Here is a 13,309-nt window from a genome sequence, read left to right as displayed (position 1 = left end):
AATTTAGCCGACCGGCTTTTGCAGAACGTCGAAGCGCGGATTGGTTTCGGAAAAGATCGGCAGGGCGGCGGCGCCGAGGATGGCGGTATCCTTGCCGGTCATGCCGATCATGACGCGGGGGATGGTCCGCTTCTGGCCGGGATCGATCGGGACGTGCAGCGGCTCCAGCCGTTCTGCGAGCCGGCGCATCAGCAAGGTCGATACGCTGCCGCCGAGCACGATGGTCTGCGGGTCGAAGGCAAGTTCGAGGAAGTCGAGCGTCTGCCGCAGCGGCTGGACGGCCTGGTCGAGCCAGGCGTCCAGACCTTCGCCGCCCTTGGCGATCCGCGCGTCGAGATCGTCGGAAGACAGCTCCTCGGCATTGGCAATGCCCATGAATTCGTAGGCGACGGTCGGCGAGATGTAGCGGTCCAGGCAGCCGCGCTTGCCGCAGCTGCAGAGCTTGCCGTGCGGCTCGACGATGATATGGCCGATCTCGCCGGCATTGCTGCGGCTGCCCTTGTAGAGGTGGCCGTCGAGGAACATTCCAGCGCCGATGCCGCCGCCGCCGGCAAGAAACAGATAGACGAAGCTGCCCAAACCGCGGGCGACGCCGTGGAGGCGCTCGCCGATCGCCGCTGCGGTCGCGTCGTTTTCGACGAGCACCGGCACCTTGACCCGCTGTTCCAGTTCATGCCCGACCGGAAAATCCTGCCAGCCCGGCAGATTCTGCGGGCTGAGAGAGGTGATGCCGCCATCGGCATAGCGGCCGGGCAGGGCCATGCCGACGCCGAGCAGCCGGTTTCGGTCGAAGACGAAGGCCTGTTGAATGTCCTCGACAATGGATTGCAGAACCGGCATCGCCCGTTGCGGATCGGGATGTTCGATAGGACGCTCGATGCGCGCGCGGACGGCGCCGGAGAGATCCGTCAGAACGCCGCTGGCACGTTGACGGCCAAGTTCGAGGCCGATCGAATAGGCGCCGGCGGGATTGATCGAATAGGGGATGATCGGCTGGCCGCGCGCCAGCTTCTGCGCCTCGGCCGGGACGAGAAGGTGCGACCTCTCCAGTTCCTCGACGATATTCGACACGGTCTGGGCGGTCAGCGCCGTCATCCGGGCAATCGCCGCGCGCGACAACGGACCGTTCGTCCGCACAGCCTCGATCACCACACGCCGGTTGTGAGATTTGGCCTGCTCGAGATTGGTGCCGGAGATCGCCTTCATGTCGCCTTCAAAGCAAATGGTGCCCCACCCTTGTCACAAGATGGAAAACGATGAAAGCCGCATTCTTCGTCAGGCCTATTGAACCCCGGCGTCAACCGGCGCAACGGCATTGCGTCTCTGCAGCAGGCCGAGGATCGTTATGCCCGACAGGCCGGTGACAGCGCTGAGGATGGCGGTCCCGGAATAACCTGTCATCCAGGTGCCGGCGGCAAAGACCAGCGCGCCGATCCCGGCGCTGGCAAAGATATTGACGGAGATCAGCGCGCTGCCGAGGCCCGGCCGATCGGCGATGAGATCCTGCAGATAGGTGATCGGAATGCTGATGATCGCCGCGGCGCCGATGCCGGCGATCAAGGTCAGCGCATAGAGGTGCCATGGCTCAGAGGCAAAGCCGAGAAGGCTGAGGAACACCGCATAGATGACGGTGCCGGCGGCAAGCGCCGTCATCTGCCCGGTTTTCCGTGCAATCCGCGACCAGACGATGATGAAGACGATTTCCAGCAAGGCGACGATGCCGACAAGAATGCCGACATCGCTGAGCGCGCCATGGGCAGCACCGGTGGCGATCAACGGCAGAAGGGCGTCGTTCAGATGCAGCGTGCTGGTGATCAGCGCCACACCGGCGATATGCGCTGAAATCCGCGGCGAAATCACCTGCCGCAGGGCGCCGAGATAGGTGAGATGATGAACCGCGGCCATCTCCGTTCCCACCCGTTTCGGCAAGGCGAAGAGGATGATGCCCTGGCAGAGAAGGCAGGAGATGGCGGCAAAGAGATAGGCCGGCAGCATGCTCGATGCGCCCGAAAGCAGCAGGCCGGTCACTCCCGGAATCAGCACCCAGGAGAGCGAGATCATGGCGCGCACGCCTGAATTGGCCGTCACCATGTCGCTCCGGGTCATGCCGTGCATCGCCGCGCGTGCATTGGCAAACAGCAGCGAGTTCAGCGCCCCGTAGATCGGCAGCGGCAACAACCCGCTGATGATGAAGACCGCCGCGCTCGGAAAGGTATAGACCATACCGTAGCCGACGATGCCGAAGATGCAGGCGCCGATCATCGCCGAACGGTACTCGCCGAGCCGATCGGCGAGATTGCCGAGCAGGATGCTGATGACCACGTTCACGGCCGCCGAGGCGAAGCTCAGCACGGAATAGAGGCCGTCGCTCAAGCCCAATTCGCGGATGCCCACGATCGAACGATAGGGCGCGGTCATTGCGCCTGCCATTCCGAAGGTGAAAATGGCGATCATGCTGGCGCGGATCGCCGGATTGCGGAAGACGTCGGGGAAAAGGCGGCTCATGCGCTCATCTGAATGTCAGTAATGTTCCGATTGGGAAAAGGTCCGCGCCAGCTCGGCCTGGCCGGCCGTCAGGCCGCAATCGACAGGCAGGCAGACGCCGGATATGGCGGCGGCGAGCGGACCGGCAAGAAAGCCAACGGCATTGGCGACATCCTGGGGATCGACGACGCGCTGCAGCGGATACCAGCGGCGGGCTTCCTCGAAAACATTCGGATTGGCGGCAGCGCGTTTCTCCCAGGCCTGCGTCTTCACCGTGCCGGGGGCGACGGCGTTGGAGCGGATGCCGAACTTGCCGTATTCGACGGCGACCAGCCGGGTGAAATGCAGAAGCCCGGCCTTGGCGGCGCTATAGGCCGGGTGTCCGAAGACATTCATGCCGTTGACCGAGGCGATGTTGACGACGGACCCTTTCGACGCCTTCAGCATCGGCTCGACGGCGCGAAAACACAGGAATGCCGCTTCGAGATTGAGCGCAATGTCCGCTCGCCAGATTTCGGGCGTCGTCTCGTGAAGGCTGGTGGCGCGGGCCGCCCCGGCATTATTGACCAATGTTCGCACCACGCCGGCGTCGGCGGCGCGTCTGACCAGTTCCGCAATGCTCGCCTCGCTGGTCACGTCACATCCGACGGCCACGAAGCGATTGTCCGGCCCGAGCTTTGAGGCCACCGCAGCCGCAGCGGCAGCATCGATATCGGCGAGCAACACGACATCGTGGTCATCGGCGAGCCGCGCGGCGATCGCAGTACCTATATCGCCCGCAGCGCCGGTGACGATCGCTATCGACTTCGTCATTTTCTGTCGCTCCCGTTCATGAACCTCAATCTCCAAGCAATTGCCGGTCGTCGCCGTCGCGGTGGAGGACGAGCTGCTGCTTGATGCGCCTGAGCGTGGTCGTCGCCTTCGGCTGCACCGCATAGGCGACCAGGCTCGACAGAATATCGACCGTCGCGATGTAGGCGATGCGTGTCGAAGTCGGGCGATAGATGTTGTTGCCTTCGGGAAGGTCGATCGGCACGACGATTTCGGCAGCCTTGGCAACCGGGCTTGCCGTCTGGGTCAGGGCGATCGTCTTCACCTTGGCCCCGCGGGCAAGCTCGAAGGCCCGCACCAGCTCCATATTGCGCCCTGAGAAGGACGAGCCGATCAGCACGTCGCCCGGCCTTGCCGCGGCCGCCATCATCAGCTGCATGCTGTGATCGGAACTGGCGGTGATGCGAAGCCCGAGACGGAACAGCCGGTTCTGCAGCTCGTCGGCGATCATCGACGAATTGCCGCCCGAGCCGAAGGCATAGATCATATCGGCCTTGGCGATGTGAGAAACGGCGGCTTCGATCGCCGCAAGATCGAGCGACCTATGCAGCAGAAACAGCGCGTTCTGGGCCTTGGTGATGATATCCTGGGCGACATCGGCCGGATCGGTGCTTTTCGATTCCGGTTTCAGATAGCGAACGCCGATATGGGCGGTCCGGGCGAGCTGCACCTTGAAGTCGGAAAAACTCTCGCAGCCCAGCCGCCGGCAAAAGCGCGTGACGGTCGGCGGCGATACCTCGGCCCGTTCGGCGAGCTCGATGATCGAGGCGTTCACGGCGAACTCGAAGTCGTTGACGATGATCTCCGCGATGCGGCTCTCGGAGGGGGAGAGCTTGCTCTTGTCTTCCTGCAATGTCGAAAAGATATCCAAGCCCGTTCCCACCCTTATTCCTCAAGCATCCTTCTTCTTATAGGCCACGCAGTCGATCTCAACCTTGCAATCGACCATCATCGACGATTGCACACAGGCACGCGCCGGCGGATGCTCGCCGAAATACTCCTGATAGATCTTGTTGAAGGTCCAGAAGTCGCGCGGATCGTCGAGCCAGACGCCGACGCGCACGACATCCTCGACGCCGTATCCGGCCTCCTCGAGAATCTCAAGAACATTGGCGATCGTCTTATGGGTCTGGGCGATGATATTGCCGTCGATGATTTCGCCGTCTTCCATCGCAACCTGGCCGGAAACATAGAGCCATCCGTCGGCTTCGACCGCACGCGCGAAAGGCAGCGCCTTGCCGCCGGCGCCCGTTTGAACAGTGCCATAGCGCTTGATGGGCATGCCGATGTCCTTGCAAATTATTTTCTTGATAAGTTGACAAAGGACCATAGAAAGCAGAATTTGACCAGTGAAAAACATGAATTATGAAAAGAATTTCAATCCGGGGCAGATATGCGCGATCCTTTCCTGAATCCTTTTCCCTCCGACAGCGCCCGGCAGGTTATCTGGGAAATGCTCGTTCCGCGCGATATCGATGCTTTTCTCGCCGCCGATTGGTCGATGGTGGAGCATGATTTCGTCGAAGAGGGCTTCATCGGCATCGATGCCCAGAAGCAGGTCAGTTCGGACAGATGGCGGCTCGCCTTCCCGACGCTGTCGGCCTATCGCCAGGAATGGCTGAGGCAGGCGAAGGATTTCGCCGAGCAGAGCTTCGCGGAAGATCCGCGCACGGCGATCTTCACCACGACGACGCTTGAGGATATCGAGATCGAAGGCGACATGGCGCTCGTTCGCAAGAAGTTCGACGGCGGCATTTCCAAGTCCGACGGCACCCGAGACGTCCTGCAATGGCAGACGCTTTATTATTGCAGGCTGCACCAAGGACGCTGGAAAATCTCAGGTTTCACCGGCTACCTGCCGAACCCGATGGGGTAAAGCAGGGGCCGATAACACGAAGGCCACTTTCTTGCGCATTTTCACGGCAGCACTGGCGACCGAGACCAATACCTTTTCCCCGATCTGCGTGGATCGCCGCGCGTTCGAAGCCTCTCTTTATGCCCCGCCCGGGCAACATCCGGAAACGCCGACGCTCTGCACCGCGCCGATCACCGTCGGAAGGCGCGTCACCCGAGAGAAGGGTTGGCAGCTGATCGAAGGAACCGCCGCCTGGGCCGACCCCGCGGGCCTCGTCAACCGGACAACTTACGAAGAACTGCGTGACGAAATCCTCGGGCAGCTCCGCGCCGCAATGCCTGTTGATGCCGTCGTCATGGGCCTGCATGGCGCCATGGTGGCAGCCGGATACGAGGATACCGAAGGCGATCTTCTCCAGCGCATGCGCGAGATCGTCGGGCCGGACGTGCTTATCTGCGCCGAGCTCGACCCGCACAGCCATCTCACGACAAAACGTGTCGCCGCGCTTAATTTCGCCGTCTATTTCAAGGAATTTCCGCATACGGATTTCGTCGACCGCGCCGAGGATCTCTGGCGCATCGCTGTCGACACGCTCGAAGGCCGGGTCAAGCCTGATATCTCGGTGTTCGACTGCCGGATGATCGACGTCTTCCCGACATCGCGCGAACCGATGCGCTCCTTCGTCGACAAGATCATGCAGATCGAGAAGGATGATCCCGATATCCTGTCGATCTCGGTGATCCACGGCTTCATGGTGGGCGACGTTCCCGAAATGGGGACGAAGCTGCTTGTCGTCACCGACAACAAGCCGGAAAAGGGCGCGGCCCTGGCGCGCGAACTCGGCCTCGAGCTGTTTTCGAAACGCGGCACCTTCATGGTTCCGCAGATCGACGAGAAGCAAGCCGTCGCGCGGGCGATGACTGCCACCGCATGGCCCGTCGTCATCGCCGATGTCTGGGACAATCCGGGCGGCGGCACGGCAGGGGATGCGACGGTCATTCTTGGAGAGCTTCTGGCCCGCGGGGTCACGAGTGCGGCGATCGGCACCATCTGGGATCCGGTGGCCGTGCAGATCTGTTTTGCGGCGGGCGAGGGGGCGGAAATTCCGTTGCGCTTCGGCGCCAAGTCGGCGCCCGGCACCGGCAATCCGATCGATGGCACGGTGAAGGTCGTCAAGCTCTTGAAGAATGCCGAGATGCAGTTCGGCGAAAGTCTCGCCCCTTTCGGCGATGCCGCGCATATCGTGCTCAACGGCATCGACATCATCCTCAATTCGACGCGCGCCCAGAGCTTCGACCCCAGCCTGTTTTCGGCGATGGGCATCGACCCGGCCAGGCAGAAGATCCTGGTGATCAAATCCACCAACCACTTCTTCGCATCCTTCTCCAGGATTGCCGCCGAGATCCTTTACTGCTCGGCCGGAACGCCTTATCCCAATAATCCGGCGACGACGCCGTACCGGCGGGCGCCGAAGACCATATGGCCGATCGTCGCCGATCCACATGGTAGAGAACGCGGAGCCGCCTAGATGCATGATGCCAGGTTTGCCGTCGTCGCTAAGGCAGGAGACAGGATCGCCGATCTCTCGACGCCGCGGCCTGTCATCGACGAAGACCGGCTGGCTGCCAACATCACCCGCGTCCAATCCTATATGGACGAACACGGGTTGAATTTTCGCCCGCATATCAAGACGCATAAGATTCCGGCATTGGCCGTGGCGCAGATTGCCGCGGGCGCCAGGGGCATCAATTGCCAGAAGGTCACGGAAGCCGAGGTCTTCGCCGAAGCCGGCTTCGGCGACATCCTCATCACCTTCAACATCCTCGGACAGCAGAAGCTCGAGCGCCTGGCCAGGTTGAACGAGAAGATCCCAGCGCTGAAGGTCGTCGCCGACAGCGAAACGACGGTCGACGGGCTGGCGGCGCATTTCTCCGGCCACAAGCCGATCACCGTGCTGGTGGAATGCGACACCGGCGGCGGCCGCTGCGGCGTGCAGACGCCGGAGGAGGCCGCCTCGCTCGCCAAGCGCATCGCCGCTGCCGACGGCCTCATCTTCGGCGGCATCGTCACCTATCCGAAGCCGCAATCGGCCGCCGCCGTCGAAGCCTTCATCACCGAAACGCTGGACCACCTGAAACCGGAAGGCATAACCTGCCCGATCGTCAGCAATGGCGGAACGCCAAGCCTGTTCGAGGCGCATCTCGTCACATCAGCCACCGAACACCGCGCCGGCACCTATATCTACAACGATCGCCAGATGGTGCGCATGGGCCATTGCAGCGAGGACGACTGCGCCATGCATGTGCTGGCAACCGTCGTCTCACGGCCAAACGCCGACCGCGCCGTCATCGACGCCGGCTCGAAGGCCCTGACCTCGGATCTTCAGGGCTTTAGCGATTACGGCCTGATCGTCGGTTATCCCCAAGCGCGGATCAGCAGCCTCTCGGAAGAACATGGCGTGATCGATCTCGCAAACTGCAACGGCCCCCGGCCGCAGATCGGCGAAAAGCTCTTCATCATCCCGAACCACACCTGCGTGGTGTCCAACCTGTTCGATACGATGGTCTTCCATCGAGGCGGCGTGGTCACCCGCGTCGAGCAAGTCGCGGCCCGCGGCCTCGTCTGGTAGGGGCCGGTTGGGCGAAATGACCTGCTCCCGGAAGGCTGCAGTACCAAGGGATTGCTCGCGGTCTCGGTATCAGCAAGAATGCAGTCGCTGACGCGAGACGTGCGCGCGACGGATGATTTCGTTGCGCAATGGCGGACATAGGCTCTACAGGCGAGCATCCGCTTTGGAGCCGAAACGTGCGGCTCATGGCGTGCAACGGTCGCCGCCCACTAGAGCGAACACTTGTCTTGTCGGGCGCTAAAATTCCCAATATCTGCTCCAATGGAAATGCATTTCTCACTGCTCAAAACGCACCAAATTCCGCATCAAGCTCAGTAAAGCACCCGGTTTCCGGGTTCCAATAGACCTGGCGCCAATCCTGCCCGCTGGGCTCGATGGTGTCAGGCAGGATAAAATGTTTTCCTTCTGACCCTTCGCAGGAATAGACAAGGGTGCGCTCGCCTAGCACGTCCATATAGGACGGTTCCACGATGACACGCTCGATCAACATCCCGTTGCGGCGCACCGATACGCGGCTGCCGGGCGCGTAAACGAGCAGTTCGCCGTCTCGCGCGGGATTGACGCCACCGCCCACAGCGAGACCCTCCTTGAGACCCTGGTACCATTGGCAGATCGAGTCTGCTGTGCGAAGGTCGATGAACGCTTCGTCTCCGGCGACCTGAGCGGCGCGCTTCAGCCGTTCGACGAACGAGCCGAATTCGGAAAACAGCGGTTCCGTAAGGCGTAATCCCCCATAGACGGCGTCGTAGATGACGATCGTATCCGTCACCTTGTGCGGTGCACCGTTAGTTATGAGCGCGATGCGGGTCGAGGCCCGGTCGAGGTCATGTGGCGCGATGCTCTTCTCCCGGACGAGCATCTCATACAGAGCGTCGGCCAAGGCTTGTCGCAACCTCGCCTGCTCGCCGGACCCCCCAACGAACCAGGGTTCCTCAATCCGAATGACCACGCCGGTTGTATCGAAATCCCGCTGGCGCTTCGCCATCCCTGGGTCGGAGGCGCGCAGGTCCTTGTAGAGATGGGTGGAACCGCCCACCCTGAAACCGACCACAGATTCGTTGACACGCATCGCAACCTCGGCAAGCACGCCGTTGGACGCGCTCATCGCACGCCCGTCGAGGATGGAATCTGTGTCGAGGCTGAGATTGATGCTGGTATTGAGGACCGGACGGGTCGAGCGCTTGTCGAGCGCACTTTCAAGCCGGATCGACCGCTCGAAAGCGCCGGCGCGCCATTCTCGAACCTTCAGCGGGCGCTTGTAGTGCCGGTAGAGCGCGCCGGGATAAGCTTCGCGGATCGCCTGGTTATGAGCGATGTCGCCAATGCGCTCGACGGCGTTTCTAGGCCCGGCAACCAGCGTGAAATTGGCCTCGCCGATCTGACGGAGCGGAAAGGCAAGATGTGGAGAATTGGCCGTCGTCGCTATCTGATTGATAATGTCGAAGGCGCGCGGCCGGACCCCACCAGGCTGCGCGAAACCAAACACCTGGCCAAAGTGCCTCGGCCACTCGGCACCGCCGGGCGGTTGGCGATCAGCGGCGCCCATCTGCTCGCCTTCGTCGAGAAGGCATTTGGCGTGGGCATAGGCAATGAAACGATTGTCCAGATAGAGATAGGAGGGCTCGACCGAACCCTCATAATATTCCCGAAAGGTTGAACCCAGCCTGGTGAAGGCGGCGTGATCCGCCAGGACTGCGAAAATGCCAGCAGACGCGCGGCCGACCCGCCCGAGGCGCTGACGGAATGCCTTCTTCGAGGCCGGTACGCCGACATTGATGCCTACGGTCATGCCGGGAATGTCGATGCCCAGTTCGAGCGCTGAGGTCGCCACGACCGCGCGCAAGCTACCTTCCCGCATCCGCTTCTCGATGGTCTTACGGTCGCTCGCTTCGTAGCCGCCGCGATAAGGCACGATGTCGTCACTCTCGAAACCGGCACTGACCCGCTCCACGCCCTGGCGGGAATCAAGAAAGGCGATGAGCGTACCGTCACGGCCGTCCGCGACGCCCGCCGTTACGCGGTCGAGAACGTCACGCAGCGCGCCTTCGCCGCCGTCCGTCGGTGCGGCTAGATGCAGCAGGATACGGGAGTGACGCGGCGAGCCATCCTGATCCTCGCCTACCGACACGAACGGATGGCCGGTCAGGGCTTGCAGATGCCCTTCGGGATTGCGGATCGTAGCGGTCGCCGCGATGATCTGCAGTCGGTTCGCGGAGCCGCGAGCAATGCGATGCTTGGCGGCGAAGACACGCCGCAGGAGGTAAGCTGTGTTGCTACCGAATACCGACTCATACGTGTGTGCTTCGTCCAGAACGAGATAGCTTAGATCGCGCAGGAAGTCCCGGACTGTGGGAACCGTCACGTTGCGCATTATCCAGGACTGTACCACGTCGGGCGTCGCAACGACGACACGTGCCTGGGCGAGCAGGCTTACGCGATCGAACATATCGACATCGCCTGAAAGTTCGGCGACGCTGCTCGGGGGCAATCCAAGATCGACCGCGATGCCTTGCCATCGCGCGAGTTGGTCACCCAGCAGCGCCTTCAGCGGATAGAGTACCAGCGCCTTACCGCTTCCTTCTAACGCGGCCTGCAGAAGCGGAAGTTGGAAGATGAGGGACTTGCCGGAAGCAGTGCCGGTCGCGACGACCACGTTGTTCCCGTCGGCGATTGCCTCGAGCGCCAGCGATTGATGGTTCCACAACTGCCCTTGCGGGAAACGACGCGAAAGCCAGGACCCTAGTGGGCCGTTGGCAAATGCGCTCGGGATGGGCCGGAGGCGCTCCATGCGGGTGGCCAAGTCTACTCGCTCGATGACGTCGAGCAAGCCTTCGTCGATCAGCGACAGCAGATTTTGGTAAACGGTCGTCATCAATTTCCCCCAGACTTGACCTTTGCGCGTATAGATGCGGGCGACGGCTTGGCGCCGCCGCGCGAAACAAGTTCGGAGAGACGCTTTTCCAATGGGATCGCTCCGGCGCGCAATCGGAGCGCGACGCACGTTCCCTTTATGGCGGCGTCGACGATCGACGTGCTCGTCGCTCCCAGAAGTCAACGCGGCGGTTCCGCTAGCCAGCATGAAGCCCTGCTTTCCGTCGGCAAGTCCCTGCGCCATGTAGAGACCATAGCCCGAATTGGCCCAGGCATCGTCGCATTGCCGCGCGATGATTGCGCCGCTGACGCCTGGCTGTGTCGCAAGCAATAGTGCCTCTACGTCGTCGGCGGGGTTATATTTCCCGTTGCACCGAAGACCTGCGGAGATGCCGATGCCAGCATCGGCGATAGCGATCTCGGCGGCGCCGGCCGCGATCCAGCATTGCGCCGCGATCAGGAACTCACTGGCCTTGCTGTGCTCAACGACGTTGCGAATGACCTCGCGGATCGCATAGCTCAGCGTATCGAAGAGGTCGCCCTCGCGGCTCTGGGTGAGGATGGCCGAAAGCTTCTCTGCATCGTCTTGGACGATGTCGCCGGCCGGGCGGGAGAAGGGTTGGTTCACGAAGAGGTCACGGATATTGCGGGAGGTGATCGGCAGAAATGTCGAAGAATGCGGCGCTTCGCCGACCCCGCGCCCCCATTGCACGCCAAGGGCGTCAAAAAATCCGGCATGGCCGGCATAAGTCATCGCGTTCGATGTGGTGTCGACGACTTTGCAGCGCGTGCCAGGGCGAGCGTCACGATAGCTTCGGAGCGAGCGGACGATCAGGAGCATCCATGCTGGCGTGACGAAATCGACATTGCGGAAGCTGAAATCGACTTTTGGATGATAGCCCATCGCTGCGATCTCGGCCGAAAAGCGAACGACGGCTGCCCTGTCGCGACCGCTTGGAACGTCGATCTTGAGCGTCTCGCTATTTCCCATTCGAGGCTCCCTTTCGAATTCCCGTCAATGTAGGCTTTAAAAGCATCGGTGGTGTTAAGCATTGAACTTGCGTAGCGGCTTCAGGTACTGGTTGCAAGATGGCGGCGTGCGCCAAGAGACGCAATGCCTACAAGCCTTCACTACGAACGACCGCTCCAGGTTTCGAGAACGCAGGAGCACGCTTGACCCAATCGTCCGCCATGACGAATAGATTTAGAACCAAGTCTAGTTTGAGAAAAAAATTACTTCGCACTCTGGATGACTAAATGAGGTGCAAGGCAGCCGCCCAGACCACCTGCAGGCCTTTGGTGTGGACAGCATGGTCTCGCCCGATCCGGCCCCTGGCTTTTGTTTTCTCCGGCCGAGACGCCTTGGCGGGCGCGCACAGGGGCTCGCGGAATCACCCAGGGTCAATATGTGCCGGCGGGCAGCCGTAATTACCTAGGGTCATTTCGCCCGGGAACTGACCCCTGACAGGACAAACCGCCCACGCTAAGCCAAGTCGCTTCAAGCCGCCGTCGGGTTGATCACGTTCATATCGATTTCGGTCAGTTCGACGCGCCGCTCGAAGGCAATGCCCGCCTCGTCGAAAAGATGGCAGTCCGCGGCATTGATGCCGGTTGAGACAGGCGCGTCCGGGCGGATGCCAACGCTGCCGGGCAGCATGGCGCAGAAATTCTCGGACTCGCCGTTGAGCGAGGCGTAAGCGACAGTATTTGCGCCAAGGCGCTCGATGACCGTCGGCGTCACGGTAAAGACGATATCGCCGCCGTTGAGCTGGATATGTTCCGGGCGGATGCCGAGGGTCAAAGCCTTGCCGGCCATGCCGTCGCGCGGCGTCACCGGCAAAACGGCTGTCTGGCCGAGATAATCCACCTCGACGCCGCCGGCGCTGACACCCTTGCAGGTGACGGGGAGAAAATTCATTTTTGGATTGCCGATGAAGCCGGCGACGAACTGGTTTGCCGGCTTGTGATAAAGTTCCAGCGGCGCGCCCGTCTGGGAGATATCGCCGGCGTCGAGCACGACGATGCGGTCGGCCATGGTCATGGCCTCGACCTGGTCGTGCGTCACATAGATCATCGTCGCCTTCAACGCCCGGTGCAGCTTGGCAAGCTCGATGCGCATGTCGGCGCGCAGCGCCGCATCGAGGTTTGACAGCGGTTCGTCGAACAGGAATATCTTCGGTTCGCGCACGATGGCGCGGCCGATTGCGACGCGCTGGCGCTGGCCGCCGGAAAGCACGCCGGGTTTCTGCTGCAGCCGCTGTTCCAGGTGAAGGATGCGCGCCGCATTTTCCACCCTGGCCTTGAGCTTTGCCTCTTCCATCTTTTCGACGCGAAGCGGGAAGGCGATGTTTTCGAAGACGGTCATGTGCGGATAGAGCGCATAGGATTGAAACACCATGGCAATGCCGCGCTTGACCGGCGGCAGGTCGTTGACCCTGACGCCATCGATGACGATATCTCCAGCCGTCGTCGCGTCGAGGCCGGCGATCATCCGCAGCAGGGTGGATTTGCCGCAGCCGGACGGGCCGACGAAGACGACGAACTCGCCATTCTTCACATCGAGCTGCACGCCCTTCAGAACTTCGTAGTCGCCATAGAATTTCTGAACTTTGTTGAGAAGGAGCTGTCCCAAAAATCTG

The 13,309-nt window shown here is 61.7% G+C and carries 10 protein-coding genes; 3 read left to right on the top strand and 7 right to left on the bottom strand.

Going from position 1 to position 13,309, the window contains the following annotated elements:
• Positions 1–3: 3 nt before the first annotated feature.
• The 5 genes from HJB89_RS03000 to HJB89_RS02980 form a co-directional block, all read right to left on the bottom strand.
• Positions 4–1,206, bottom strand: a complete 1,203-nt coding sequence (locus HJB89_RS03000; protein WP_221117748.1) for an ROK family transcriptional regulator — start codon at positions 1,204–1,206, stop codon at positions 4–6.
• Between the two features lie 75 nt (positions 1,207–1,281).
• Positions 1,282–2,505, bottom strand: a complete 1,224-nt coding sequence (locus HJB89_RS02995) for an MFS transporter (RefSeq protein WP_221148885.1) — start codon at positions 2,503–2,505, stop codon at positions 1,282–1,284.
• 15 nt (positions 2,506–2,520) lie between these two features.
• Positions 2,521–3,297: an SDR family oxidoreductase gene (locus HJB89_RS02990; protein ID WP_221148884.1), complete on the bottom strand. Its 777-nt coding sequence runs from the start codon at positions 3,295–3,297 to the stop codon at positions 2,521–2,523.
• Positions 3,298–3,322: 25 nt separating this feature from the next.
• On the bottom strand, positions 3,323–4,186 hold the full coding sequence (locus tag HJB89_RS02985; protein WP_221148883.1) for a MurR/RpiR family transcriptional regulator: 864 nt from the start codon (positions 4,184–4,186) through the stop codon (positions 3,323–3,325).
• Positions 4,187–4,207: 21 nt separating this feature from the next.
• Entirely contained in the window at positions 4,208–4,597 is a 390-nt protein-coding gene (locus HJB89_RS02980) for a RidA family protein (protein WP_097667163.1), read from the bottom strand.
• 111 nt (positions 4,598–4,708) lie between these two features.
• Here HJB89_RS02980 and HJB89_RS02975 point away from each other — a divergent pair, with 111 nt between their 5' ends.
• Genes HJB89_RS02975 through HJB89_RS02965 form a run of 3 tightly spaced genes read left to right on the top strand, consistent with a single transcriptional unit; the run spans position 4,709 to position 7,799 of the window.
• Positions 4,709–5,191 (top strand): hypothetical protein, encoded by a 483-nt coding sequence (locus HJB89_RS02975; protein WP_221148882.1) that lies wholly within the window; start codon positions 4,709–4,711, stop codon positions 5,189–5,191.
• Between the two features lie 31 nt (positions 5,192–5,222).
• Positions 5,223–6,698 carry a M81 family metallopeptidase gene (locus tag HJB89_RS02970; protein WP_221148880.1) on the top strand — a complete coding sequence of 492 codons (1,476 nt, stop codon included), beginning with the start codon at positions 5,223–5,225 and terminating at the stop codon, positions 6,696–6,698.
• Positions 6,699–7,799: a D-TA family PLP-dependent enzyme gene (locus HJB89_RS02965; protein WP_221148878.1), complete on the top strand. Its 1,101-nt coding sequence runs from the start codon at positions 6,699–6,701 to the stop codon at positions 7,797–7,799.
• A 283-nt stretch (positions 7,800–8,082) separates the two neighbouring features.
• On the opposite strand, the gene HJB89_RS02960 is transcribed toward HJB89_RS02965, so the two are convergent.
• Complete coding sequence (locus tag HJB89_RS02960) at positions 8,083–11,661, bottom strand: DEAD/DEAH box helicase (RefSeq protein ID WP_221148876.1); 3,579 nt, start codon at positions 11,659–11,661, stop codon at positions 8,083–8,085.
• 507 nt (positions 11,662–12,168) lie between these two features.
• A complete protein-coding gene (locus HJB89_RS02955) occupies positions 12,169–13,302 on the bottom strand; it encodes an ABC transporter ATP-binding protein (protein WP_221148875.1) in 1,134 nt (377 codons plus the stop codon).
• Between the last annotated feature and the right edge of the window lie 7 nt (positions 13,303–13,309).

The sequence above is a fragment of the Rhizobium sp. NZLR8 genome (assembly GCF_019685025.1).
Classification (GTDB): Bacteria; Pseudomonadota; Alphaproteobacteria; order Rhizobiales; family Rhizobiaceae; genus Rhizobium.
This window is presented reverse-complemented; position numbering and strand designations above follow the sequence as displayed.

Coding starts and splice junctions, on each gene's coding strand:
- HJB89_RS02980 (WP_097667163.1), bottom strand. CDS start 4,597: ATGCCCATCAAGCGCTATGGCACTGTTCAAACGGGCGCCGGCGGCAAG.
- HJB89_RS03000 (WP_221117748.1), bottom strand. CDS start 1,206: ATGAAGGCGATCTCCGGCACCAATCTCGAGCAGGCCAAATCTCACAAC.
- HJB89_RS02965 (WP_221148878.1), top strand. CDS start 6,699: ATGCATGATGCCAGGTTTGCCGTCGTCGCTAAGGCAGGAGACAGGATC.
- HJB89_RS02990 (WP_221148884.1), bottom strand. CDS start 3,297: ATGACGAAGTCGATAGCGATCGTCACCGGCGCTGCGGGCGATATAGGT.
- HJB89_RS02975 (WP_221148882.1), top strand. CDS start 4,709: ATGCGCGATCCTTTCCTGAATCCTTTTCCCTCCGACAGCGCCCGGCAG.
- HJB89_RS02995 (WP_221148885.1), bottom strand. CDS start 2,505: ATGAGCCGCCTTTTCCCCGACGTCTTCCGCAATCCGGCGATCCGCGCC.
- HJB89_RS02960 (WP_221148876.1), bottom strand. CDS start 11,661: ATGGGAAATAGCGAGACGCTCAAGATCGACGTTCCAAGCGGTCGCGAC.